Below are 24,514 nucleotides of genomic sequence, written 5' to 3'. Positions count from 1 at the left end.
GGCAGAAATGCTGCAGAACGACCCATATATCCCGATTGGAGCAATGTTGTAAATCCGAATGATTAAAATGCATCGAGAGTTCCAAATGGCAGATGAAGATAAAATTTAAACCCATGAAAAATTACTGGCTGATATCACTTTTGATGATCGTATTGGTGGCGTGTAAAGAGCCTCCTTCCGAAATTATTGATTCATACATTTATATTCAGAAAAAAGGAAGAGAGAATAAAGATTGGCAACTTGTGTGGCAAGATAATTTTGTAAGTTCCATACTGGATACCAGCAAGTGGACGCGAATTCCACCTAATAAGGCAGATTGGGGTCGGCATATGACAAGTGATTCGCAATGTTATGATATCAGAGATGGGAAACTGTATCTGAAAGGTATTAATAACCCGGATACCATAAGTGATCCACGACTATTTCTGACGGGAGGTGTTTATACTAAGGGAAAATTTGCCTTTCAATATGGGAAGGTTGAGATACGAGCTAAGTTAGAGTGTGCACAAGGAGCCTGGCCAGCCATTTGGATGTTATCAGAGCAAAAGAAGTATGGCAAATATCCAAGAAATGGTGAAATAGACATTATGGAACATCTCAATTTTGACGATATCATTTACCAAACAACACATTCTTATTATACTCTGGAACTAAAGCAAAAAGATAATCCTCCTCATCATGGTACCGCGGAATTTGATAAAGATAAGTTCAATACGTTTGGATTAGAATGGTATCCTGATAAATTGGTATTTACCTTAAATGGAACAGAAACATTTATTTATCCGAGAGTGGATGATGTTGATCCGACACAATGGCCTTACGATCAGCCCTTTTACTTGCTAATTGATCAGCAATTGGGTGGCTCTTGGGTTGGAAAGGTTAATCCGTCTGACTTACCAGTACAAATGATTATAGACTTTGTGAAAGTGTATCAGTAATCTTCCCGGAATTTTATATAGAAACCTATAGGAGTTGAAGGTTTTTAATACTATTTAGCCTACTTCTTTCGCTTATTGTTCCAGTACTCAATGTATTTATCCATAGTAACTATACCAACTGGTCCCTGGTATATTCCGCCAGTAAGGACATGATCCTTAACGCGTACCGCTATAGTGATGGTTTTCGTTTTCTGATATAAATGCTTAGGAATAACATAGCTTCGTTCAGCTTTCCATGCATCGCCATAGTTAAAAAAGTAACCATGGGAGATTTCACCTGTCTGTCCAATTAGTATGCCATTGATAAATACTTCATCAACATCGTCAATTTTACCCAATAGTAATACCAGTCTGTCTTCCTTTAAATCCTGTGGAAGTTCAATCGTTTTGCGATACCAGGCTATTCCGTCGTAGCCTTCATAGCCCTGATCTTCCCATGCACGGGGAACGGTTATTTCATCCCAGTTAATGTCGTTATATTCAACCGCCTTATAATAGCTTTTGTCACCTGTTTTAAACTTCCAGTAGCTTTCTAACGGTAAATCCATCGTAAGAGGATTTACTTCGGAACGGATACGAATGTTGCCAGATATGATTCCACCTTCATTATAGGCATCATATACCCTAACGGCAATAACATTTGGTTCACCATATTTAATAAGATGATTTGGCAATTTATATAAGCGGTGAGCATTATATGCTGTTTTAAAATGTGGAGGAAATTTTCCTGAGCAATTTATATGCTCACCATTGAGGAAAACATCATCTACGTCATCGATATAACCCAAGTCGATCCAAAGGTTAAGTTTTTTAGCATCCTGAGGGATGTTGACTTCACGGCGGTACCAGGCATAGCCATCATAGCCATTAAAGCCTTGCTGTTCCCACATGGAGGGTACCGTTATTTGTTCCCAATTAAAGTGGTTATATTCATATCGAGCCCAGTCTTTATCATCACCAATTGAGAAATACCATTTACCATTCAATGATATGTAGTCACGCAAGTTTTGAGCATTTGAAACAGATGTCAGTGCAAAAAAGAGCAAAAGTGGAATGATTATTTGTTGGATATTTCTTCTCATAATTACTTATTTAACCATTCCCAGAATGTGTCCAACAAATCGGGTTCTTTGCGAACCATTTTTTTAAATTTCTCAAATTGCACTTTGGTCATAATACCTATTGGTCCCTCGTAAATACCACCATCAATGCCAGTATCAACTACTCGCACTGCAATGGTGTTCTCACCAGTAGTATTAATAAGGCTGTTTGGTATTTTATAAGCACGCAGCGTGGTGTGTGATTGGTAAGAACCATGTAATCCTCTGGCCAGTGACGAGCGAAGATTACCAGGTGATACTCCACCAATTCGCGTACCATTGAACCAGGTTTTATCTTCATCATCAATTTTACCAAGAAGTAATATCAAATCCTGACCTTTAAGTTCATCAGGAAGTTTAAATGATTTGCGATACCAGGCTATACCATCGTAATTGTGCCAGTCTGCATTTTCCCAATAGGAAGGAACCTGAATATTACTCCAATTAGCATCGTTATAATCGCTTCTTTCGGCTCCCCGTTGATTGTGTATAGCAAATTTCCAGTTACCTGATAAATTGAATGCAACCAGATCATTAGTTACGTTGGAGTATAGCTTAACCGGCCCGCTCATTATACCGCCATTGTTATAATAATCGTATACTCTTATGGCAATGACATTCTCACCTTTTTGCCAATAGCTTTGTGGAATTGTATAAGAACGCTCTTTGTCATAGGCTGTTTTTGTATGCGGTGGCATACCGCCTGTATGACCTACGTATCGACCGTTGACATATACTTCATCAGCATCATCGATGCTACCAATTTTAAATATTAAGTCACTCTGTGGAGGTATATCGAAACGTATGGTTTTTCGATACCAGGCAAATCCGTTATAATCGTTATAACCTTGAGATTCCCATGATGATGGTACCCTTATACTTTGCCAGTCTGAATCATCAAAATCGAATTCTTTCCATTTTTCATGATCACCGATGGAGAACCTCCAGTTTCCCTCAAGGTATTGTTCTTCCTGAAGTATCTGGGAGTTTGTCAGGGTAGTGCCCAGAATAACCAGGCAGCAGGTCAATACAATATATTTTAGTGTTTTGGCTATCATAGATAAATCTTGCGATTAAAAGTACACAATATCAAGACTAATGCAAAAATCAATAAAAACCCAGGCGACAGGTCCTTAATGAACAACATGTTGGAAGTTAACAGGGAATCGAAGAGTTTTGCCTTGTAATGATGAATTAACAGCATAAATTTCCTTGTTTTTAAACGTTGACTCAACGTATTCTATTAACTGCTCATCTTCACCAATAACTTTATGAAGGATTAATTTGTTGTTTTTGTCAACTCGGAACTTAATAACTAAATCTTCCTCGCAATCAGGTTTCAGGTATTCAAAACTTGGACCTCTTAAACTTTTCCTCAATTCTTTGTTTAGTTGCTTACAACATTTCTTCATTGCAATTTCCTCAGGAGTTCGAGCCATAGTTGTTGCACTTAATCCAACTAAAAGTACCAATACTGTAAAAAAATTTCTTGCTTTCATAATTCAAGTTTTTAATGTGGTTATTAACTTATTTACAAAAGCAAATGTAGAGGGGCGATAACACCGCAGCGTCAAAACGATGTCATACCTTGTCATTAATTGTCATCAAAATGTCATGCAGGTTGTCAAATTGTGGATTTACGAAATTGTTGAAGTAGTTATTTATGTATATGCTAGGTTGTTAAGACGTATCTATTGAAGCGGATAATAAGAACATTTAGTGCGTCATTATCAACTTGACAATTCGGCAAATTACGATTTTAGCTGCTAACAAGCCGGTAGCCCATACCATGCACTGTAATTATTATTTGAGGATCATTTGGGTTGTCCTCAATTTTTTGTCTAAGCTTCAAAATAAAGTTGTCAATGGTTCTGGCGGTTGGCTGAAAATCATAACCCCATACATTATCCAGCAAGCTATCACGGCTGATAGTTGCATTTTTGTGTTTCAACAGGTATTGAAGTATCTCAAATTCTTTACTGGTCATTTTTACAGCCTGACCATCAACCTGTGCTGTATATGTATTAAAATCAACCGATAAACGACCAATATCAATCGATTTAGTTGCTGGTGTTTTAGTTTGGTTCTCAGTGCGTCGTAATACTGCCTTTACCCTGGCCAATAGCTCTCTTAGACTGAATGGTTTTGTCAGGTAATCATCTCCACCCGACTCCAAACCAATGACTTTATCAATCTCTTCTCCTTTGGCTGTCAGGAATATAATGGGAGTATCGTTGTTTTCATGACGCACTTTTTTACATACATCAAAACCACTTATATGAGGTAGCATCACATCAAGTAGAACCAGATCAAAGCTGTTACCAAGGATTTTTTGCAGTCCTTCCTTGCCATCCGATGCGGTTTCAACTTCATAACCTTCAAATTCAAGATTATCTTTAATACCTGATTGCATATCCGGTTCATCTTCAACAACTAAAATGCGTCTCATCACTTTTGTTTTGATTGATTATTAATGGGAAATAATATTTTAAAGCAACTACCTTTTCCTTCCTGACTATCTAATTCTATTTTTCCGTTATGACCTTTTACAAGGTGCATGACAATGCTTAGCCCAAGTCCAGAACCTTTAGCATGGTGAGCAAGATGTCCTTTGGTAACCCGATAAAACTTATCAAATATGTGCTTTTGCTCCTTTTCTGAAATACCAATGCCTTTATCACAGACTTTTATATATTGGTAATTGCCGCTTTGACCTGTAGAGAGGCTAATTTCTTTAACGTCATTACTGTATTTAATAGCATTGTCGATGAGGTTAATCAGGCACTCAGTAATGGCCTGGTTGTCTCCTTTAATGTCGGCTAATGTTTCATCAATCTGCTTATTAACTGTAAAACCTTTCTCCCTGAAATGATAACCGTAATTACTTAATACTTCATCAGCTATCTGGTTGATTTCAACTTTTCCAAAGGTCAACTTCTGACGTCCGCTTTCTATCTTGGAAAAATTAAGGATATTATTAACGATGCCTGATAAACGTTGTGTTTCGCGGTAGATTATGTCATAGTACTTCTGTCGCTTGTTATCATCTTTTAATCGTCCTAACTGCAAGGTTTCGGCATACATACTGATTAATGCCAGAGGCGTTCGTATTTCGTGTGATACATTGGAAACAAAATCAGACTTAACTTTTGCAAGGTGAAGTTCTCGTTTAACATTTCTGTAAAATAACCAGGCGCCGACCACCAACAATATATCAACTAAAATGAGTAAACCAATATTCTGCCTGGCTCTGTCCTTGGCTAAATCAGATATGCTGATACCTCTTGGTTTAATTCCCAGTTTGTAATCAGGTAAAAGCCATAGTGTTTGCTCCTTAACAACATCTTCAGGTGCTTCATTTAACAGGCTGCTGGCAATAAGCTCATTAGTTTTATTATGACGTACCACGATAATAAGATCATTGCCTGCCACCATTTGCAAGCGAGGTGCCATAGCCTGACTGATAAATGATTGCGCATTAATCAGTAGCATATTCAGGTAATACTGTTCCTTATCTGTACTCAAAAACAATAACATCGACAAATGATTATGGTATTCCAGGTCGATACCAATGATTTTTCGATAACCGCTTTTAAGATATCGCTTTAGTTGGTCAATATTAGCTTGATTGTTAGTCAGCTGAGTTTTGATTTCATGTTTTAAGCTGTCATCTTCAATTTGGAAATCATCCAGGTTTAATGAACTGGATTTGATAGGATGCAAGATAAATGATTCGATCTGTGGGATATCTGACTGTTTAGTCTCAAACGTACTTTGATAATCAGAAAGAGTAATCTCTTTATAAATATCATCTATCCAGTTACCAGTTATATCATCTGCATATTGGTTAATTGAATATAAAACGGATTCGAGCTGATCCGTATAGATTGACTCAATTACCTCCTCCTGATCGCTCAGTGTTAGTAACTCAATTGCTGTAAACAAAGAAGTTGGGATGACAAGAAGTAATCCCACAATTAGCCATGGTTTTATGACAAAGCGTTTGGCAGGCATTTATTTTCTTAATCGTTTAGAGTCGTAATACATCAGGTTGAATTGCTTAATTTTAGTGTGCTGGTTTTGCCTGGCCGAAGCACTTGCAATTATTGGTAGAGCTATTGTGGCATATGCAATAAAACCATATTGCCAAAGCCAGTAAGTTAAAAACAGGGCAGACAGAAAAGTCAGAACTCCAATAATTGGAACGGTTTTATCATTCTCAGCTCTTACGTCGTCGACATGTATTTTTGCAGGACAGTTGCATGAGTTACACATAACTTCGAATTCAGCACCTTTGGATTTAGCTAATTCAATACGGTCGCCTATCCAAAAGGATGGTATTTTAATATCCTTTTTGCAATTGGGGCAAGGTGTTATAAGTTTCATTTAGATGACGATTTTAATTAAATAAAATAGCTTTAGTCAGGTATCTTAATGTGTTCAGGTTCTTCTTGTTGAAATTGTCGCATTTCATCAATAACAAGTTGCATATCATCCAAAAACTCCTTGCTACAACCTTTTGTTTTAGCAATCTCCAGATATGCTTCCATGGCTTCAATAGCGCAAACATCGGTACCAGCAATAACAAAAGCTGGCCAGTCGTTACGCAGACATTTATGTAATATGGCTTTTTGATCTTTCATACTCGAATCATTAACTGCAAAAATAGAACTTATTCATAACTGAACGTATTATGCGTAAGCGTTATTCTTTTGATTCAGCATTCAATAAATCCATTTTTAAATGAGGAATGCCATCTTCTAAATATTCATCAGATATGATTTGATAGCCAAGACTTTGATAAAAACCTTTTAGGTATTTTTGAGCACTTAGTTGTATATGTGAAGAGTGCCACTCTGTATAGATCCATTCTTTTGCAAATATCATGAGTTCTCTGGCCAACCCTTTGAAACGATGGTTTTTACTAACAACCAGTCGGCCTATTGAAGCCTCAGAAAAACGTGTGTCCGGTGGCAGAATTCTAAGGTAACCAATGACTTCATTATCTTCGATTGCCAATAAATGGTGCGCCATTTCATCATTGCCATCTAAGTCGTTATAAACACAGTCTTGTTCGACAACAAATATCTCAGCTCGTAATTGCAGTAAATTATATAACTCTTTTAGATTTAATTCGTTAAAAGGTGTAATTCTAAAGTGCATTTGTCAGTTTAATGTTAAAGTTAGCCATGAAGATAAAATCTTTTCAGAGTTGACGCAACCTTTGGATTTTTATCCAGTCTTAGGCTTTGGGGATTTATAAATCAATTTTGTCGATGAGCTATTTCTAAAAGCTCAAATAAGATTAGAAAATATTGCATATGTATACACAACTATTATTGAAAGGGGTGAGAATTAGTATCTTCTCTGTATTGTTACTTTTTGTCTGTAATAATTCTAATGCTACTCAGGTAAAGGATTATAAAAACATAGGAGTTGAAGCCAGTGAAAAAATTAACCCAACAGTCATCAAATCAGAAAAACAGGGATTGGATGATAATGCTTTGGTCAATTCTAATACGAGTGGCTGGGGGAACGAGCTATTTGTTGTACTTACCTTGATACTTACATTGGTTGTATTGATTCAAGCCATTTATTTACGAAAAACCAAGTTAAAGCTGATTTATTACCGTGAAGAGAATAGTAAGAAAGGATTAGAACATCAGAAAAAGGAGTTAGTTTCCAATCTGAGGAATTCAATGCAAAATTATGAGTTGGTAAAAAATGTATCTGACAACTTGTTACAGTTAAAAAGAAAGTTAAATGACGAAGATGGTGAAGAAGTACAAAAAATAATTTTACAAATACTCGACCAATCGGAACCAAAGCATGAAGATGACCTTGAATTACATTTTCACGAAGCACACGGTGAGTTCTATAAAAAGTTAAAAAAATTGGCTCCTGACTTGTCATCTCTTGAGCTGAAGATATGTGCTTTATTGAAGTTGAATATGACTTTTGATGAGATTTCAATACTGATTCATCAAAATGCTAAAAGTATTGAGAATAAATGTCTACAAATAAGACAGGCCTTAGGTTTAGCTAATAAGGATATTCAACTGAATAATTACCTTGCAGAGTTGTAGTCACGTTTATCTTGAGTTAATACTAAAACCATTCACTGATGCATTACTTGTGTCAGCGTTTTTTTTGCCAATTTTTATAGTGAGCTCTCTTGTTCTTAAACCGTTCAACTGATTTGTTCAATTAATTTCTATAACATTATACCTGCTGGTACGTACCAAACGTAAGGGGAATTCAAGTATAATTTAAAGTAATTTTAAATTGATAATAGGTTATTGACGTGTTATCTATTTCGAATTATATTGACAGTTTTTGAGAAATTTTAGATAGGTGAATGGCTGAAAAGATTGTTTTCCGGACGCTACCATATTATCTATCGGATGTTTAATAACTAAATGGTATTCTATGAATAAACTTCTACTTTCAGGATTATTACTGATTTGTATGGCTTGGTCTGGTGTTAATGCCCAGTGGACACAATTGACCAGCGATGATTTGGAATTGCCTTATGCAGAGGCAATTGTTAAGCACCAGGGGAGCTGGTATATAGGCACAGCAGGTGGGGTGTTTAAGTCGACCGATAATGGTCTTAACTGGTCATTAGTTAATAACAACTTGTATAGTGTATTTAACCGGTTACGTATTGAAGGAATGGCTAGTGTTGGTAATACCTTATTGGGAACCAATCGTTGGAATGGTATTGTACTGTCCACCGATGGCAGTTCGTGGAGTTTACCAACAAGCGGTTTGCCTGGTGACTATTACATGTCAGAGTTATTAGGTGTGGTTGGTTCTGATGTTATTGCACTTATTCAGGATAATAATACAAATGACTATTCATTGTATTATTCAACAGATGAAGGAACTACATGGACAGAAGGAGCGGATTTAGCATCTGCTAATAAGGATGTATATTTATATTCAGCCGATTCAAAGGTGTTTATTGTGCATGAAAATGCTTCAGGTAATGATGAGTTTATTGGAACAACAACCAATGGTCAGTCTGTTACGGCAGTTCCTTTTACAGATCCCTATCCTGGTACTTCTATCGAAAATATTGTCAAATCAGGCGACCATCTCATAGTGTTTGGGGAAAGCAGTATTTATCGTTATGACTTAATAAATGATGGTTGGACAAACCTGGGCGCTGCATGGACTAATGGAATAGCTTTTATTGCCGGAAGTGGAAATAATACCGATCAGCTTTATGCTACTATTTTAGAAGGTAATATGGCTATCGGGGCTTATACTTCTGATGATCACGGCGATTCATGGACAACTATATCTCCTCCTTTAACAACAGGGAAACCTTTTGCAATGGGCATTTACGCCGAAGGTGATGAATTCATGGCGTCATTTATCGATGATGGATTACATTATACATCTGATGCGGGCGCTAACATAGCACAACGTAACAATGGAGCTTTGGCAACCGATTTTGAATATATGGTAGTGAGTGGTGACAATATATTAACTTCCTTGTTTATTTCAGGCGTATATGCCTCATCTGATGATGGTGCTAACTGGAGTAAGTGGAACACTGGCTTACCAACAGGGGCATTGCAACATGTTAGTGGTTTCTTAAGTGATGGAACTTCATTATTTGCTAATTTCTATGATTTCCCTGATGAAGATCCTGATCCTAACAAAGTATTGAAGTCAATGAACGATGGTGCCAGCTGGAGTGAGCTTGCTTTCCCGGGAGGACAAGAGGATCTCGAATTGATTGGGGTTAATGGCAATGCTTTATATGCATATTCAACTACTGGTGGAGATAAATATTATACATCAGTTAACGGAGGTGATTCATGGACTGAGATAAGCGGGAATATTCCGTCTGATTTTATGGTTTCAAAAGTAACAGGTGATGGAACAACAGCTTATTTACTTGGCTTTGAAACCACATCAGGTAATAATCATTTGCGTGTATATGCTTCGACTGATAATGGAGCTACAGCATGGGCTTTGCGTATGGATGGAATAAATACAGGTAATTTAGATGAAATGAATACTGATGATGATATCCATATTGTAACACCAGCACCCGGTGTGGCATTTTTACATGTTCGCTATCAGAACTGGGATAATAAACTACTAAGGTGGAATACCAATACGTGGGAAGCTGCAACTGCTAACGGAATGAATAGTCTCGATTTTCAGTCGTTGGCATATAATGACGGAGTGATATATGCATCATCATGGAATACCGGGGTTTATCGTAGTGAGGATGCGGGTGAGACATTTACTGAAATGGATGGATTACCTGACGGATTAAACGCAGAGATTATTGATTTTAAGGGAGATGAAGTAATAATCTCTACACATCGGGGTATCTGGACTTACACAGAAACACCAACTTTTATCAACAAGTTCGGAGATAGTAATAAGATCCTCTATCCTAATCCAGCAAAAAGAATTGTATATATAGGAGTTGATGTGAATAAGGTAGATATTTACTCCCTAAGCGGACAACTGGTTAAATCAATTTATATGGATAGCAATCAGTTTAATATTGAAGAACTGGATAAAGGAATTTATCTGGTTGTAATCAGAAATGCTACAGATAAGCACACAGTGAAAATGATTAAACATTGATCTGGAATCAGAATCATTAATTAATTCAAATGCCCGATGCTGTATAGTGTCAGGCATTTATTTTCTCAAGCGTGTAATATTTACCAGGTATATTCCACTAATAACGACTAAACCACCGGCAATTTGCCAGCTGGTAAGTGCTTCGTTGAGGATAAAAAAAGCTGCTATGGCGGTAATGACCGGCTGTCCTAATAAAGTTGGGGATACAGTCGTGGCTTTTAAATGACCTTGTGAATAATTGATAAGAGTCCAGCCTCCAACATGTACACCGATGCCATAAATCAGCCAAATGATCCAGGTTGATTCGCTATAACCAGCAAATGAATATGATGGACTCAGAATAATGATACAAGCGACTGTAAAGGCTGCAGCAAATGTACTGAGCGATAAGTAAAGCAAGGTACTCATCATAGCACGCCCTTGTTGAGTAAACAAGTGGTAGATACCATAGAATACACCTGCCAATAAACTTACAATAATACCTGCAAAAAGACCATCAGCCATTTTAAAACTTCGCCAGGCCATTACAAATGTTCCAACAATGGCTATGCTTAATCCAATCCAAAAGCCTTTCTTTTGCCGCTCATTAAAGATGAGCAATGCTCCAAAACCAACCCAGACAGGAGCCATATTGGCCATCAAAGTGGGAATAGTAGCATTACTTAGTTCAATGCCCCACGACCAAAGTCCGGTGTCGATTCCAAAAGCAATACCTCCAAGAATTGGCATTAATATGGCTTTTGTTTTTAGATGCTTAACTTGTTTCCATTTGCTAAGAAAAGGAGCAAGAAGGACTATTGATGCAATACCAACCCGATAGAAAGCTGTTACCATTCCAGGGGCTTCAGCTGATTTAATCAATATGGCTGAAAAGCCAATAATAATTAATCCTCCGAATAGAGCGAAGTAAGCTTTATAATTTAATGACTTATCCTGCATGTTCCAATATAATTAGTGCGCAAAGATAGCTATGGTTTATGATTTTTGCTGCCAATATGTCGTTTTGTACCTCTGGGAATCTTTTTTGCACCTTTAGGAGGAGTAAGTGGCTGCCATTCTGTCGTTTTGTGGTTTCAGGAGGCACTATTATGTGTTTAGGAAGAGCTTTTATGAGTTTAAGATCGGCTTTGACTCGAAAAATCTTTGCTTTCGCCCCGTCAGGAAGCACTTTCGTATAACCGGAAGGTGCTTTTGTGCCTTTAGGCGATGCTTTTATATGATTAAGAAGTGCTTTGAAGGGATTAGAAACAGTTTTTGTGCCCTTGGGGATTGTTAGGTGAGTTTTTAATAGAGCGTGTCAACAGACCCTGGTAGTGTCTAGATACGCTAATTTCTTTTTTTGTAATTCTTAATAATGGAATAAGTATACAAGGCCAATGCGATCCAAATGGCAGAAAAGGCAACTTGCTTCTCTTTTGGAAATCCTTCACGATACATGAAAATGCCCAGAAGAAGCATAATGGTTGGCGCCACATATTGCATAAAACCAACGGATGTAAGTGAAATGCGTTTGGCACCAAGACCAAACCAATATAGTGGTAGTGTTGTTACTACACCAGCCATTATCAATAAAAAATCTGTTTGGATACTTTCCGTAAAGAGATGTCCACGACCGCTAACCATGCCCCAAATAATGTATGCTAATGCAAAGGGTGTTAGTACAAGTGTTTCAATAGCCAAAGACGGCATGGCTTCAACGCCACTCATTTTCTTTAGTAAACCATATAGTCCAAATGAAACTGCCAGGTAAATTGAAATCCACGGAAATTGACCATAGTCAACAGTTAGATAGGTAACGGCTCCGGCAGCCAATATTAGGGCCAGCAATTGTATTTTATTTAGCCGTTCTTTAAGGAATAGTATGCCTAAAGCAACATTGATCAGTGGCGTGATGTAATACCCTAAACTGGCTTCAATAATATGATTGATATTAACTGCATAAATATAAATACCCCAATTGCTTCCAACCAGTAACCCTGTAATCATCAATGTTCCCAGGGCTTTCTTATTCCTAAAGATGTAAGCGAGTTTTAATTGTTTTTTCCATGCAAGAAATACCAATACAAATATCAGCGACCAGAAGATGCGATGAGACAGTATTTCTTCTGCCGGCATATGATTCAGTAACTTCCAGTAGATGGGCAATAAACCCCAACAAAAAAAGGCTAAGAATGTATAAATGTAACCGCTGGTTTGTCCTTGATCTGTTGGCATAGGTAGATTATTTGCTGGGCAAAGATATACAATTAAGTCAGTTGTTAGATGTAAACTGTCAGGGGTTAATTAATAATTCAATGTGCAGTGAACTTACCTGTTTTTGATCGTTAGTTATCTATTTCTAAAAACCATAGCGTTCATTTAGTTTTTCCAGGTCAATGACATTATTGAGCCAAATGAAAAGTACGATGATCAATACGACAATAAAAACGAGTGTGCTAATCTTTTTTACAAGCAATAGCCTGTTCTCTCTAATTAATTTCAAGCGCAGAGCATCCAATTGCTCCTTACTCATCGTTTTTTCCTGTTTGGTGCGATGTCGGTAATTTTTAGCAATGCGTTTATTTAAGCCGGTAAAGAGCTTATCTCTTTTTTTTAGGAGATTGCGATTGTTGCGCAATGTTTGGATCATTGCTATTACATGACCTGCGTATGACATATTAAAGTTGTTAGATTATTGATGCGTTTATCTGTCGATTTGATTAATTAGTAATTTAAGGACAATACAAATTGTGAGGTCATAACTTAGGTTCAACGATCAAATACTATACAATTTGACAATTACTTCACTTAATCGCATACGACTGGTAATTCGGGATGCTTCGCAAGATGAAACAGTTCTTCTATTTGCGAGGCCAGTATCCGATCTTCCGATAATGGAGGTAAATTGTCAATGGCAAACCAATTGGCTTCCTCAATATCAAAATTACCACGTAGTTCACCACCGGTCATTTTACACAGAAACATTATTTTATAAACATACCAGGGCTGAGGTGGATGAGGATGGCAGCGTTTATCGTATATAGCCAATACACGTATAACCTCAGAAATCAATCCGGTTTCTTCCTCCACTTCTTTAACAATTACTTCGGAAGGACTGTGACCTATATCGGCCCATCCACCTGGTATCGACCAACGGCCATCCATCTTTTCCTTTGCCATAAGAATTTGATCATCGTCGTTCAATATTAAAGCGCGGACATCAACTTTAGGTGTTGGGTATTCTTTAGGAGGTAAATAGAACTTATCAAGGGCTTCAACAGGCTGTTGAGCAATGGCAGATATTAACTCCTGACTTAGATTAACCAATTCCTGGTTGCGTTCTACTTCATATCCATTTTGGGCGTATACCAAACCAGTTTCGGCCAGGGCCTTTATCTTTTTAAATGTGTTAAGGTAATCCATCAGTATTCAATTTATTCTAAATTAGGTTTTTTATTAGCATTAACAGTAACAATAGTACGCTAATATGCTAAGATATGATCGATCAATTTAGCTATTTTTCAAATTAACACTCTTTATAAGAGCAAATGGCTGAACTCTAATTTATTTATATACCTTTGCGCGGTATTTTAAAAGAAAGGTATTTGATATTTCTCTGAATTTTAGTCCTTCTCATTTGTTCTTCCGGAAGCCACTACATTTCAAATCTTCAATTCTCCTCTTTTTTAATAAGTAATGGATGCACAATGCATCTGGGTTTAATTTTTTTATAAGTGTTAAAGCATGAATATTTTTATTGCAGGTTTGACAGATAACATCTGGGATGAGGATTTGAAAGACCTTTTTGAAGAGTACGGACAGGTAACTTCCGCTAAAGTTATCAAGGATCGTGAAACAAGAAAATCACGAGGATTTGGTTTTGTTGAAATGCCGGATGATGCAGCAGCAAAGAAGGCTATCCATGAACTAGACAGAGCTGAATATGATGGCAAGATCATCAATATTAAAGAAGCAAGGCCAAAAGAAGGAGGCCGTCAGGGTGGTGGTAACCGCGGAGGTAACCGCAGAAGAAACTAAATGACGCTTTAATAAAGCAAATTAGCCCGAAACCTAATAGTTTCGGGCTAATTGCTTATATGGGGTTTAAATTTTTTACAATTCTTTTTTATGGAAAAAGCTGACTATTTGTTTAAGGTTTTCAGCTTGTGATGTAAGTTGTTCAGAACTTGCCGCCAATTCTTCACTCGAAGAAGCGTTCTGTTGGGTTATCTGGTTGAGTTGTTGCATGGCAGAGTTGACTTGCTCGGAACCTCTCAACTGTTCTGCGCTTGAAGCGGATATTTCTTCTACCAACTCTGAAGTTTTCTCTACCTCAGGGGCTACTTGATTCATTTGTGTGCCAACTTTATTACTTAAACCCAGGCTTTTGTACGTTAATTCTATTATTTCCTTGGCCGATACTCTGCTGTTTTCGGCCAGTTTTCGTACTTCGCTTGCTACCACTGCAAATCCTTTACCTTGTTCGCCGGCTCTTGCTGCTTCAACTGCTGCATTCAACGAAAGAATATTGGTTTGTTGAGCAATCTCGTTAATGACATTAATTTTTTCGACAATAATGTTGTTGGCGGCAACAGATTCATCAGTTGAGTTACTCATGTTCTGAATGTTCGTCAATACTTTTTGAGAAACATCACGTGTATTGGCGGCGTTTACATTGTTCTGTTCAATGTTACCCACCATCTCTTCCATTGTAGATGAAACCTCTTCAACTGAGGCAGCCTGTTCTGTTGCGGATCTTGATAGCTGTGATGAGGTGTCGCTTACATGGTGGCTGGCACCGGCAATATCTTCAGCTCCGCGAATGATATCACTAACAACATTGTCAATTTTCTCAATCATATTTTGCAAAGCCTTGGCAAGAGCACCTATCTCATCTTTTTGGCTAATATTAACCGTGGCTGATAGGTTACCACCAGCTAATTGTTCTGAAAATGAAACACATTCTGATAATGGTTGTGTAATGGAACGACTTACAAAGCGGATCACCAATATTAAAAGTGAAATAGCCAAAATAAAAATGAAGCTCATTATAAATATATTCTCTATCACCAAATTACTTAACTCAGACTTTAAGAAATTGATAACTACAAAGGCGTCAATTTGCTTGACGTATTGGAAATAAAATATTTTTTCCTCGCCGTCCCACTCATAACTCATGCTTCCTTCTTCATTTTTACTGGTCAAGATTTCTTTGAAGAAACTGGCTTGTGCAATATTGGTATCTTCTTCTGTTGGGTGAATTAACAGGTCGCCATTGGTATTAACAAGAAAGGGATAACCGGTATCGAGATATTTCTTGCTGTGAAATACGTCTTTGATGCCTGACATGTCCTTTTCTTTTATACCAACGTATAAAATTCCTTCAACTTTTCCTTCAATAATTAGAGGTTCGTAGGCCGTAAGATACCAGTCGTCAACAACAAAGGCACGTCCGTAATAGCTTTCACCCTGTAAGAGTTTTTTGGTAACTGGTGAATCATTTCCAATGAAAGTGTTTATGCCGCGTTCTCCATTCTTTTTTCTAACATTGGTAGAGATCCTTAAAAAACCTTGAGGAATCTTTTGAAATACGGTAGCGGTACCATTGATCATTTCACCAACTTCATCTACTAAATCATATTGATGCAATATTGACTTATTTCCATGTTTTAAGGCAGGGAGAGAGATTGTTATTTCTTCTCCGCTAATCTGGTTAGTAACCGCTAACTCTTTAAGATTATTGTTGTCAAGTGTAAACGATTGAAGTTGGGCTATTCGATTCATAATTTTGGCGCCAGAGTTTACAAAGTTCTGACGATCGCTTATCTGTACTTCTATCAGTCTTTTTAAATCTTGTGTTTGTGTGGTAGAAATGGATTCCATCTCTGAAGTAATAAGTTGGTACTGTTTGAAAGAAGAATAAGTACCAATAAGTAATATAGCCGCGATTACAATCGTACCTAGTATGTAGTTTAACCTGGCCCCGATTTTAATGTTGTTCACAATGTTTAAATTAATCATAATGCCTTCAAGTGAGATTATTTCATTCCTGTCTAATGTGGGATGTACCTATTGTATCTGGTTTAGAACAACCAATAATAGGGGTTTGGGGTAACGAATAATCTCCACGCATGTACAACTTGTTAGTTTCACATTTCATACAAATTGCAATCTTTCTAGTGAAGATGAGCCAGTATCATTTGTGTAATATTTGGCAATAATTGTAAGTACATTATTGATTAACTGCAATTAAGTAGCTTTTTATGCCTTAAGGATTTTTTTAATAAAATAACAAAGCCTGAGTTATTTCAACTCAGGCTTTGTTGTATATGTTGCCAAAAATTAAGCCTTTGACTTCAATATAAACTTATCGTATATAAATAATGCAACAACCGCACTAATAGCAATACCGGCATATAACATCCAAATCTTAGATGGATTGTAGTTCATCCAAAGGAAGTTGGTAAGTTCATTTTGATTCATATTCAATAATTCACCTGCCTTATTGAGGTAATCATTTTTTGTAAATGTCTCTGATACTTCAGGCATATCCAACCCTCGTTTAGCAATTTCTTTACTTAAAAGGTGAATTTTACCAGCTGCATTATCATACATTTTACCAGAAACAATACCAGCTAAAAAGTGTCCGGCTGCTATTGGTAAAAATGATGTTCCCATATAAAGTGCTTTTTTGTCAGCAGGTGCAATACTACCTACATATTCGGTAAATTTAGGACTACTTGCCATTTCACCTATGCTAAATATTAGAACACCCAGAACAACAAAGAAGCTATTCTGGAAAGTAAACATCATTCCTACACCAATCGCCAATACGAAAATACCACTCATCATAGCGTTCAGAGGTTTATAGCGCATAACGATGCCTGATATCCAGATTTGCAGAATAATAATAAAGAAGGCATCAAAACTAGTGATGGTGACAGCTGTTATGGTTCCTTGCGGTGTACCAATGCTTTCAGCTAACCAAGGCCAAACTGTGTGGATAGCATTGTATAGATTTGATGTGTCCACCCAATCCGTTACAAAAACAGGGAATGAATAATACAATTGATTAAAAGCGGTCCAGAAAGCAACCATTATCAAAAGAAACAGAACAAATTTGAAATTACTTAATGCAATACCAATATTTCTTAAGGATTGTATAAATACCTGGCTTAAGGGTTCTTGTTTTTCACTGGATTTTCTGCCTGGTTCTTTAAAGAAAAAGAATACAAAAATGTAATTAATGGAAATGGTGATCATCGAAATATAAAATACCCACTCCCAACTCTTTTGGTAAATTGCTCCTGCAATGAAAGGACCAATAAAGCCACCAATATTAATCATCATATAAAAGATGCCAAATCCAATAGATGAGCTCTCAGAGGTGGTTGTTTTGGAGATCATTGCAGAAATAATAGGCTTGAATAAGGCCCCGGCAACAGCAAGGTAAATATAAGCCACAAATACTAACGTAAAAGAATTAAATGCACCAACGAGCCAATAGCCTGATATATACATGGCATATGAAAGGATTAACATTTTCTTGTATCCAATTCGGTCGGCAATTGCTCCGGTAAACAAGGGTAATAAATACAGCAGCATGGAACCTGTACCCATGATGATTCCCTTTTCTCCATCCGAAAAGCCTAATGCACCGGTATCGGTTGATGTTACAAGGTAGAGGGCAAAAATATTGTAAAATCCATACCATGCCCATCTTTCAAATAGTTCCATGGTATTGGATACCCAAAATACCTTTGGAAAGCCTTTAATTGTCTTAAATATTCCTGACATATCAATATTGTTGGTTTATGTTTTTCAGAATCGGCTAAAATAGTTTCTTTAGTGTATAAACCAAATGTATTTAGTCATCTTCTGTGTTAAAAGCTGTTCTTTGAGATGCCAGATAGATAGTTGTAAATATAAGTTTGACACGTTGTTCCATCTCCGAATAATCGATCTTATCAGGTGTGTCGCTTGGTTTGTGGTAATCTTCGTGGAGACCACTAAAAAAGCCCATTACAGGTATATTTATCCGATGAAACGCATAATGGTCGGACAATCTAAGGAAGTTTCCAAAACCTTGCGATTTGTTGTAGTTGTATTGAATTGTCAGTGGCTCTGTCATGTTGTTGGCAACATGCAGCAATGAATCAAATTCTGGGTAATGGTTATTGCCAATGGTATAGATATACTTGCTTTTGTGTGTGGAATCGATACGTCCAATCATATCAATGTTCACGTTGGCTTTGATATCAAATTGATGTTCTTCGGGGTGACCTGCAAAATAAAATGCTCCTAATAATCCTTTCTCTTCACCAGAGGTTGTTAAAAAAATGAGGTTTCTATCCAGTTTACCCTTTAGCGGAGCAAAAGCCCTGGCAAGTTCGATTACAGCGGCAGTACCGCTTGCATTGTCATCAGCTCCTACACAAATACCGTCGTAACGCTCTCCTATATGGTCGTAATGAGCTGTGATGACCACAGCCTCATTTGTATAGCCTTTGCCCGGAATGTATGAAGCAACATTATATGCCTTAGCCTTTTCAATAATGAGCGGGCATTTAAGGGATATTTTTGGGGTTGGTAATTTTCTAATCTGTTTTGCTATATTTAATTGCTTTAAGCTATCAATTGGCAGGCCAAAGAATGATTCAGTCATATTCTGATTAGCTGCAAATGCTTTAATGGCTGTATTAGCAAAAACAGGTTGTTTTATACCAACAGATGTGCTTTGATGCGATGCATACAGCCGTTGTGAAATGTTTGAGAATGCCATAGAATCAGAGTGGTGAGCGAAAATAATCGCTTCAACACCTTTCTGTTTTACTTTACTGGCTACCCGATACCACCTTTGTAGATTATCTACCAAAGCAAAAGCCACTTTCTTTTTTAGTTTAAGTTTGTCTATGATTGAATCCGAACCATTTCCAATGAATACGCATTCAGTACTAATGATATCATCAATGGGGGTAGAACTAAGATATACCAGATCGTTATAAGGTTCAATGTTGTTATTAGCAATGCTAAATTCAAAATCACCCCAATACCAATTCCACAGACCAATGTTCTGAAGATAGGTTGAGTCGTTGTAAGGTTTCAATCCGTTAGATTGAAACTGTTCAACAATGTATCTGGCTGCTTTATGCTCCCCTTCTGTTCCGGTATCTCGTCCTTTCAAGGAATCTGAAGCCAGTACATATACATGAGTTTTAAGGTTTTGTTCTGATATAGAATTCAGATACTTCTTTTTAAATTTTGGAGTTTGAGAATATGATAAAGGAAGGAATAAAAGCGCCAGAATAATGATAAAAACTGTTCTCATATTTCATAAGGTTAACGGATGAAGTACATAAATATAGTTTTTTTTAGACGCTTAACACAAAAAAAGCCGGCGTTTTCGGCCAGCTAATTTGTTATTCCCTGGTGATTATTAAAATCGTTTGCCAATGGTTATTCCAAACCCATAAGCACTATATTCCTCTTTGAAATCATAACTAAACATTGGGGTTAACTCCCAACCTTTTTCAATTGCAACTTCATATTCAATGCCCATTTTTAGTACAAAAAAGCTTTTGGTATCCTTGTGATTGTTGAATTCCCACTCAATACCGGGGCCCGCAATTACACCAATACGACGGGTCGGCTTGAATTTCCCGACAGCTGCAATTACTACTACATTGTTACGTTCCAGTTCATCATGATCGCTTGTTTTAATATAGTACTGGTCAAGTTCAATATCACCTATCAAACCAAGTTCCCATTGCTTGTTTAATGAATAATAATAGTCTAGCCCAATGGTTGGTACCCATTTGCCAGTACTTTCTTCATGAGTTTCATGCTCATAAAAAGCAGAAGGAATGTGTGTAAACCCTGTGTACAACGAAAGCTTGTGTTTGCCATGCGCTGAATGTTGTTCAGAATGATTGGCTGTTGTTGCAATGTGCTCCGTGTTGTCATGATGTTGAGCCAATGTGCCCAACGAAAGCATTGAAAATGCTAAAATGAATAATTGTTTCATTTTAAAATAATTAATTAGATATGTTCAAATGCAGGGAGGGAGCAGGGTAATTGCTTAATATTTATTTCCGAATAACACGCCATTAATAAGACCATTAAGTAGGGCACTTCCGATGTCATCGACGCCATGAGGATTAAAGCTATCGCGTCTTTGATTAGCGCCCGTATAATTAATGATGCCAGCAGGGTAATGGGCTTTATATGGCATCAGGTGTATACTTTTGTCATTGGTAACAGCGTATTGTTCGTACATTCCAACCTGATTAAAAATATAGATTGGACGATTTTCTTCATTAATCTCTTTTGAGTTAATGTTCAATTTGATTGGATTGTGTTCCAGTTTCAGGCTTAAACTTAACTGGGTAGTTTGTTCGAGAGAATCTTTAACTATGCTACATTGAGCATTTGCTAATGTAGCAAATGCTAATAAGAATGCTATAATCAGATAAGTTTTGTAACTATTCATAACCTGGGTTGTCAGATTTTTGACAAAGTTACATAATACCTGCCTTATTAGGTTAAGATTTGTTACCAAATATTGAGTTGTAATCAATATAGTACAGAATTTTAAAAGAAAGTGTATTAATCTGTGGACTTTCTCTTAGAATCTTCAGGTTATCGTTATAACTATTGACAACATTGTCATCCGAGTTGAAAATAGAATTTTTCCAACCCAAGGTCATCTCTGAGCCTGGTGCGAATACCCACCTGAGGACTAAATCAACATTAAAGGCATTGAAGTTATTGTCATGATTTTCATCGTATTCTTCATCAGGCAATAGACTGCCATCATCTTGCAACAAATAGAAAGATTTGTTTTCAACACTTGACCAATAGTGCCGTCCACGAACACGAAGGCTGAGTTTATTATTAAAAGTATATGCCATTTCCAGAACATTCTCAATGGTAGCAAGATCGCGTCTGGAAAAATGAATAGTATCTTGTGCATCATTTTTACTTACATAGCCATAATCATTGTTCTCACCATCGTAATTTGCTTCAAAATTGAAAACCAGCTTTTGTCCTGCCTGCCAGTTAATACCGCAGCCAGCCCAGTTACCATCTTGATTTCTCTCTGGGCGTGCATAACCGCCAAAGTAAATGTAAGCACTTAACTTCTTAGTCCAGTCACTGTGAAAAAAAGTGCGATAAATGTATCCTTCCGGCTTATAAAAGAATCGGCCATCAACCCGAGGTTCGTCATAATTGTATTCATCTGACATGTAGGCACCAAATAATTCAAAGCCGTAATTATTCATAAATTGCCATTCAGTGTAAAGTTCTACCCGCTTATCTTTAACCTCAAAGGGCTCCATTGCCATATCGTGCTTAAATTCCAGTTCGGTAAACATTTGCCTGAATATACCAAAAGGTTCAACCTGACGGTACCTTATAAATGCATCGGTATCAAAAAGGTTATTACGTCTTAAGTAACCCATATCATTAGGGTTGTAATCATTAGAGTACGCCTCTTGAGATACTCCATATTGCCACTTACCGCCATTTTTAGCAAGTTCAACCTCGGTAAACCATCCGGTTTCTTTCTCATCGGCTCCTCGGTGACTTATTCCTCCTTTTCCGGTTATGGCATAATTCAGACTTTTATCCCGAAACTGAAACTCTGTTGCTGTAACGTTCGCCATAAATGGATTATCATACATCATCATGTTGGTATTGATCAAGCTGATATATGAGTTGTTTTTTAGAGATTGATCAATAACTGAAACATTATAATTTGTAAATGGCTGTATTAAAACATCTCTTCTGTTTCCAGTGATGGTATCTTCCAATGTAGCATGAGAGTTAAGTGACATAGCGTTTAAGAAACCAATAGCCATTCCGTTTTTATTACGGCCGGAAATTTTTGTAGCATTCACTAATTGTGTTTCAGATGGACGCTCATGGATAATTTCATCTTCTCCAAGAGCATCATCAGCATCATCACCAAATTTTGGGCGGCCACCAACGCGTCGGGAGTAAAAGATATCTGCCCGATCAAATAATTCCATTCCTTCGGTGAAGAACTGGCGCCGTTCGTCGTAATAGATCTCATAAGGTGACAAATTAAGTTGCCTGTCGTCTGATTGAATCTGGCCAAAATCAGGAATCAACATCATATCCAACGTGAAACTTTCACTGATACCGTATTTTAAATCAAGCCCGCCTTTATAGATGAAATCTGTTTCGCCAATATTTTCATTGTGTTCTAAATAGGTTGCCAAATAAGGAGTAAAAGATAAGCGGGTAGGAGGTTTAATATTTTTAATGCCGGTAAGTTCACCTTGTTGATGAATAAAGCCGGAGATATTTCGATCGATAAAACTCCATGAGTTGTTTGAGTTATATCGACGGATATTTCTAAACATGTTCAGCCCCCAAGTATGAATTTCTTTTTCAGGAAATCGCAAGGCCGAGTAAGGGATTCTCATTTCAATCACCCAACCTTCATCAGTAATTTTGGTATTGCTTTCCCAAACAGCATCCCAATTAGAATCCTCTCTGTCTCTGTCACTTTTTATGGCTTTTATATCAGTTTGCACACCAGCAGGTGTTATAAAGAATCCATACGAGAGTTGGCCTTCATTATATGGATCGAAATAAACTCCAAAATAATCAGACATTCCTATGTTATCTCTTTCTGTCAGGTAATTATAAATGCTATCGGGTGATTCATCGTATAACATTGCACCTATATAAACTGCAGTTTGGTCGTAAAAGAAATAAGCCTTAGTTTTTTGCATGGCCGGACGACCATTGTAGGGTTCCAATTGTAAAAAATCGGTTGCAGGAGTGGCATTGATATATGCTGCTTCATTCAATACTCCATCAATCTTTAAAGGTTCATCAAGGTATTTTACCGGAACGCTTTTTTTTTGAGCAAAAATAAATTGGTTTAAAGTTAAGATCAGAAGAAATAGTTTAATTCTCATTGAATCTGGACGATTAAAAGTTAGCGTGTGACAATCAAAGAATAAAAGTATCAAAAAATAAGTGACTGAGAGGTTAATGGCTTGTTAATTATTTATTGGAACTAACAGACAATTTAATGACACTTAGATTGTTAATTACATTTAATACAATCCATTATTGACTAAGTGTTTTTATTATCTTTGTGCTTTTGTAAATCAAAACATGTATAATAGCGTCTATTAAAGACAATAAATAAAGCACTTACCATGAATTTTGTAGAGGAATTAAGATGGCGTGGCATGATTCACGATGTAATGCCTGGAACAGATGAACAACTTGAAAAAGAAATGACATCGGCTTATGTGGGTATCGATCCAACAGCTGATTCATTGCATATTGGCCATTTGGTAGGTGTTATGATGTTAAAGCATTTTCAGGCGTGCGGGCACAAGCCATTGGTTTTAGTTGGAGGTGCAACCGGAATGATTGGCGATCCTTCTGGGAAATCTCAAGAACGTAATTTACTGGATGAAGCTGCTTTGCGTCACAACCAGAATTGTTTGAAAAAGCAATTGGCTTTGTTTCTTGATTTTGATTCATCATTACCGAACGGTGCCGAAATGGTAAATAACTATGACTGGATGAAAGATTACTCATTCCTGGAGTTCATCCGTGATATAGGAAAGCACATCACCGTGAATTATATGATGGCTAAAGATTCAGTTAAAAAACGTCTGGGAGAAGAGTCTCGTGTTGGGATGTCATTCACAGAGTTTACTTATCAATTGGTTCAAGGTTTTGATTTTCTGCACTTATACCGAGAGAAGAACTGTAAATTGCAGATGGGGGGATCTGATCAGTGGGGAAATATTACTACAGGTACTGAATTAATTCGTCGTAAGGAACGTGGTGAAGCTTTTGCCATGACTTGCCCATTGATCACTA

The 24,514-nt window shown here is 37.1% G+C and carries 23 protein-coding genes; 5 read left to right on the top strand and 18 right to left on the bottom strand.

What is annotated here, in order from left to right; genetic code table 11:
- Nucleotides 1–113: 113 nt before the first annotated feature.
- Nucleotides 114–938: a glycoside hydrolase family 16 protein gene (locus tag AC4MRQ_RS15970; protein WP_491198697.1), complete on the top strand. Its 825-nt coding sequence runs from the start codon at nucleotides 114–116 to the stop codon at nucleotides 936–938.
- Between the two features lie 59 nt (nucleotides 939–997).
- Here the strand turns inward: AC4MRQ_RS15970 and AC4MRQ_RS15965 are convergent, their stop codons facing one another.
- The 8 genes from AC4MRQ_RS15965 to AC4MRQ_RS15930 all read right to left on the bottom strand — a co-directional run bounded on the left by AC4MRQ_RS15965 (nucleotide 998) and on the right by AC4MRQ_RS15930 (nucleotide 7,201).
- Entirely contained in the window at nucleotides 998–2,020 is a 1,023-nt protein-coding gene (locus tag AC4MRQ_RS15965; protein ID WP_491198696.1) for a glycoside hydrolase, read from the bottom strand.
- A gap of 2 nt (nucleotides 2,021–2,022) precedes the next feature.
- Nucleotides 2,023–3,096 carry a beta galactosidase jelly roll domain-containing protein gene (locus tag AC4MRQ_RS15960; protein WP_491198695.1) on the bottom strand — a complete coding sequence of 358 codons (1,074 nt, stop codon included), beginning with the start codon at nucleotides 3,094–3,096 and terminating at the stop codon, nucleotides 2,023–2,025.
- A 75-nt stretch (nucleotides 3,097–3,171) separates the two neighbouring features.
- Nucleotides 3,172–3,537 carry a hypothetical protein gene (locus AC4MRQ_RS15955; RefSeq protein ID WP_491198694.1) on the bottom strand — a complete coding sequence of 122 codons (366 nt, stop codon included), beginning with the start codon at nucleotides 3,535–3,537 and terminating at the stop codon, nucleotides 3,172–3,174.
- Nucleotides 3,538–3,797: 260 nt separating this feature from the next.
- The gene (locus AC4MRQ_RS15950) at nucleotides 3,798–4,487 is read right to left on the bottom strand and encodes a response regulator transcription factor (protein ID WP_491198693.1); all 690 of its coding nucleotides are present in this window, start codon (nucleotides 4,485–4,487) and stop codon (nucleotides 3,798–3,800) included.
- Nucleotides 4,487–6,013, bottom strand: coding sequence for a sensor histidine kinase (locus tag AC4MRQ_RS15945; RefSeq protein ID WP_491198692.1), 1,527 nt, complete (start codon nucleotides 6,011–6,013; stop codon nucleotides 4,487–4,489). Before AC4MRQ_RS15945 ends, AC4MRQ_RS15950 begins: the two co-directional genes overlap by 1 nt.
- Nucleotides 6,014–6,052: 39 nt before the next feature.
- Complete coding sequence (locus AC4MRQ_RS15940; RefSeq protein ID WP_491198691.1) at nucleotides 6,053–6,424, bottom strand: hypothetical protein; 372 nt, start codon at nucleotides 6,422–6,424, stop codon at nucleotides 6,053–6,055.
- A 32-nt stretch (nucleotides 6,425–6,456) separates the two neighbouring features.
- Nucleotides 6,457–6,681, bottom strand: coding sequence for a hypothetical protein (locus tag AC4MRQ_RS15935; protein ID WP_491198690.1), 225 nt, complete (start codon nucleotides 6,679–6,681; stop codon nucleotides 6,457–6,459).
- A 61-nt stretch (nucleotides 6,682–6,742) separates the two neighbouring features.
- The gene (locus AC4MRQ_RS15930) at nucleotides 6,743–7,201 is read right to left on the bottom strand and encodes a GNAT family N-acetyltransferase (RefSeq protein ID WP_491198689.1); all 459 of its coding nucleotides are present in this window, start codon (nucleotides 7,199–7,201) and stop codon (nucleotides 6,743–6,745) included.
- Between the two features lie 158 nt (nucleotides 7,202–7,359).
- Here AC4MRQ_RS15930 and AC4MRQ_RS15925 point away from each other — a divergent pair, with 158 nt between their 5' ends.
- On the top strand, nucleotides 7,360–8,124 hold the full coding sequence (locus AC4MRQ_RS15925) for a hypothetical protein (RefSeq protein WP_491198688.1): 765 nt from the start codon (nucleotides 7,360–7,362) through the stop codon (nucleotides 8,122–8,124).
- A 343-nt stretch (nucleotides 8,125–8,467) separates the two neighbouring features.
- Nucleotides 8,468–10,657 carry a T9SS type A sorting domain-containing protein gene (locus AC4MRQ_RS15920; protein WP_491198687.1) on the top strand — a complete coding sequence of 730 codons (2,190 nt, stop codon included), beginning with the start codon at nucleotides 8,468–8,470 and terminating at the stop codon, nucleotides 10,655–10,657.
- 57 nt (nucleotides 10,658–10,714) lie between these two features.
- Here the strand turns inward: AC4MRQ_RS15920 and AC4MRQ_RS15915 are convergent, their stop codons facing one another.
- From AC4MRQ_RS15915 to AC4MRQ_RS15900, 4 genes are all read right to left on the bottom strand, one after another.
- Nucleotides 10,715–11,596 carry a DMT family transporter gene (locus AC4MRQ_RS15915; protein ID WP_491198686.1) on the bottom strand — a complete coding sequence of 294 codons (882 nt, stop codon included), beginning with the start codon at nucleotides 11,594–11,596 and terminating at the stop codon, nucleotides 10,715–10,717.
- Nucleotides 11,597–11,983: 387 nt separating this feature from the next.
- Nucleotides 11,984–12,871, bottom strand: a complete 888-nt coding sequence (rarD, locus tag AC4MRQ_RS15910) for an EamA family transporter RarD (RefSeq protein ID WP_491198685.1) — start codon at nucleotides 12,869–12,871, stop codon at nucleotides 11,984–11,986.
- A 124-nt stretch (nucleotides 12,872–12,995) separates the two neighbouring features.
- Nucleotides 12,996–13,313 carry a hypothetical protein gene (locus AC4MRQ_RS15905; RefSeq protein WP_491198684.1) on the bottom strand — a complete coding sequence of 106 codons (318 nt, stop codon included), beginning with the start codon at nucleotides 13,311–13,313 and terminating at the stop codon, nucleotides 12,996–12,998.
- 131 nt (nucleotides 13,314–13,444) lie between these two features.
- The gene (locus AC4MRQ_RS15900; RefSeq protein ID WP_491198683.1) at nucleotides 13,445–14,059 is read right to left on the bottom strand and encodes an NUDIX hydrolase N-terminal domain-containing protein; all 615 of its coding nucleotides are present in this window, start codon (nucleotides 14,057–14,059) and stop codon (nucleotides 13,445–13,447) included.
- A 321-nt stretch (nucleotides 14,060–14,380) separates the two neighbouring features.
- Here AC4MRQ_RS15900 and rbp point away from each other — a divergent pair, with 321 nt between their 5' ends.
- Nucleotides 14,381–14,674 carry an RNA-binding regulator gene (gene rbp, locus AC4MRQ_RS15895; RefSeq protein ID WP_491198682.1) on the top strand — a complete coding sequence of 98 codons (294 nt, stop codon included), beginning with the start codon at nucleotides 14,381–14,383 and terminating at the stop codon, nucleotides 14,672–14,674.
- 75 nt (nucleotides 14,675–14,749) lie between these two features.
- On the opposite strand, the gene AC4MRQ_RS15890 is transcribed toward rbp, so the two are convergent.
- The 6 genes from AC4MRQ_RS15890 to AC4MRQ_RS15865 form a co-directional block, all read right to left on the bottom strand.
- Complete coding sequence (locus AC4MRQ_RS15890) at nucleotides 14,750–16,639, bottom strand: methyl-accepting chemotaxis protein (protein WP_491198681.1); 1,890 nt, start codon at nucleotides 16,637–16,639, stop codon at nucleotides 14,750–14,752.
- Between the two features lie 339 nt (nucleotides 16,640–16,978).
- Complete coding sequence (locus AC4MRQ_RS15885) at nucleotides 16,979–18,433, bottom strand: MFS transporter (RefSeq protein ID WP_491198680.1); 1,455 nt, start codon at nucleotides 18,431–18,433, stop codon at nucleotides 16,979–16,981.
- Nucleotides 18,434–18,503: 70 nt separating this feature from the next.
- Nucleotides 18,504–19,964, bottom strand: a complete 1,461-nt coding sequence (locus AC4MRQ_RS15880; RefSeq protein WP_491198679.1) for a M28 family peptidase — start codon at nucleotides 19,962–19,964, stop codon at nucleotides 18,504–18,506.
- Nucleotides 19,965–20,072: 108 nt separating this feature from the next.
- Nucleotides 20,073–20,660 carry a hypothetical protein gene (locus AC4MRQ_RS15875; protein ID WP_491198678.1) on the bottom strand — a complete coding sequence of 196 codons (588 nt, stop codon included), beginning with the start codon at nucleotides 20,658–20,660 and terminating at the stop codon, nucleotides 20,073–20,075.
- Between the two features lie 54 nt (nucleotides 20,661–20,714).
- Nucleotides 20,715–21,125: a hypothetical protein gene (locus AC4MRQ_RS15870; RefSeq protein ID WP_491198677.1), complete on the bottom strand. Its 411-nt coding sequence runs from the start codon at nucleotides 21,123–21,125 to the stop codon at nucleotides 20,715–20,717.
- A 52-nt stretch (nucleotides 21,126–21,177) separates the two neighbouring features.
- Complete coding sequence (locus AC4MRQ_RS15865) at nucleotides 21,178–23,589, bottom strand: DUF5916 domain-containing protein (protein ID WP_491198676.1); 2,412 nt, start codon at nucleotides 23,587–23,589, stop codon at nucleotides 21,178–21,180.
- Nucleotides 23,590–23,835: 246 nt separating this feature from the next.
- Between AC4MRQ_RS15865 and tyrS the strand changes: the two genes are divergently transcribed.
- Nucleotides 23,836–24,514, top strand: a 679-nt coding sequence (gene tyrS / locus AC4MRQ_RS15860; RefSeq protein WP_491198675.1) for a tyrosine--tRNA ligase, incomplete at its 3' end; no start/stop codon positions are given.

The sequence above is a fragment of the Carboxylicivirga sp. genome, from assembly GCF_982718395.1.
Note: the sequence above shows the minus strand (reverse complement) of the source record. Positions and strands in the feature narration are given on the sequence as shown.

What these genes read in the sequence shown, in the direction of transcription:
- AC4MRQ_RS15880 (WP_491198679.1), bottom strand. Translation starts at nt 19,964, where the DNA reads ATGAGAACAGTTTTTATCATTATTCTGGCGCTTTTATTCCTTCCTTTA.
- AC4MRQ_RS15865 (WP_491198676.1), bottom strand. Translation starts at nt 23,589, where the DNA reads ATGAGAATTAAACTATTTCTTCTGATCTTAACTTTAAACCAATTTATT.
- AC4MRQ_RS15955 (WP_491198694.1), bottom strand. Translation starts at nt 3,537, where the DNA reads ATGAAAGCAAGAAATTTTTTTACAGTATTGGTACTTTTAGTTGGATTA.
- AC4MRQ_RS15905 (WP_491198684.1), bottom strand. Translation starts at nt 13,313, where the DNA reads ATGTCATACGCAGGTCATGTAATAGCAATGATCCAAACATTGCGCAAC.
- AC4MRQ_RS15925 (WP_491198688.1), top strand. Translation starts at nt 7,360, where the DNA reads ATGTATACACAACTATTATTGAAAGGGGTGAGAATTAGTATCTTCTCT.
- AC4MRQ_RS15950 (WP_491198693.1), bottom strand. Translation starts at nt 4,487, where the DNA reads ATGAGACGCATTTTAGTTGTTGAAGATGAACCGGATATGCAATCAGGT.
- rarD (WP_491198685.1), bottom strand. Translation starts at nt 12,871, where the DNA reads ATGCCAACAGATCAAGGACAAACCAGCGGTTACATTTATACATTCTTA.
- AC4MRQ_RS15965 (WP_491198696.1), bottom strand. Translation starts at nt 2,020, where the DNA reads ATGAGAAGAAATATCCAACAAATAATCATTCCACTTTTGCTCTTTTTT.
- AC4MRQ_RS15940 (WP_491198691.1), bottom strand. Translation starts at nt 6,424, where the DNA reads ATGAAACTTATAACACCTTGCCCCAATTGCAAAAAGGATATTAAAATA.
- AC4MRQ_RS15885 (WP_491198680.1), bottom strand. Translation starts at nt 18,433, where the DNA reads ATGTCAGGAATATTTAAGACAATTAAAGGCTTTCCAAAGGTATTTTGG.
- AC4MRQ_RS15900 (WP_491198683.1), bottom strand. Translation starts at nt 14,059, where the DNA reads ATGGATTACCTTAACACATTTAAAAAGATAAAGGCCCTGGCCGAAACT.
- AC4MRQ_RS15970 (WP_491198697.1), top strand. Translation starts at nt 114, where the DNA reads ATGAAAAATTACTGGCTGATATCACTTTTGATGATCGTATTGGTGGCG.
- AC4MRQ_RS15960 (WP_491198695.1), bottom strand. Translation starts at nt 3,096, where the DNA reads ATGATAGCCAAAACACTAAAATATATTGTATTGACCTGCTGCCTGGTT.
- AC4MRQ_RS15870 (WP_491198677.1), bottom strand. Translation starts at nt 21,125, where the DNA reads ATGAATAGTTACAAAACTTATCTGATTATAGCATTCTTATTAGCATTT.
- AC4MRQ_RS15935 (WP_491198690.1), bottom strand. Translation starts at nt 6,681, where the DNA reads ATGAAAGATCAAAAAGCCATATTACATAAATGTCTGCGTAACGACTGG.
- AC4MRQ_RS15920 (WP_491198687.1), top strand. Translation starts at nt 8,468, where the DNA reads ATGAATAAACTTCTACTTTCAGGATTATTACTGATTTGTATGGCTTGG.
- rbp (WP_491198682.1), top strand. Translation starts at nt 14,381, where the DNA reads ATGAATATTTTTATTGCAGGTTTGACAGATAACATCTGGGATGAGGAT.
- AC4MRQ_RS15930 (WP_491198689.1), bottom strand. Translation starts at nt 7,201, where the DNA reads ATGCACTTTAGAATTACACCTTTTAACGAATTAAATCTAAAAGAGTTA.
- AC4MRQ_RS15915 (WP_491198686.1), bottom strand. Translation starts at nt 11,596, where the DNA reads ATGCAGGATAAGTCATTAAATTATAAAGCTTACTTCGCTCTATTCGGA.
- AC4MRQ_RS15875 (WP_491198678.1), bottom strand. Translation starts at nt 20,660, where the DNA reads ATGAAACAATTATTCATTTTAGCATTTTCAATGCTTTCGTTGGGCACA.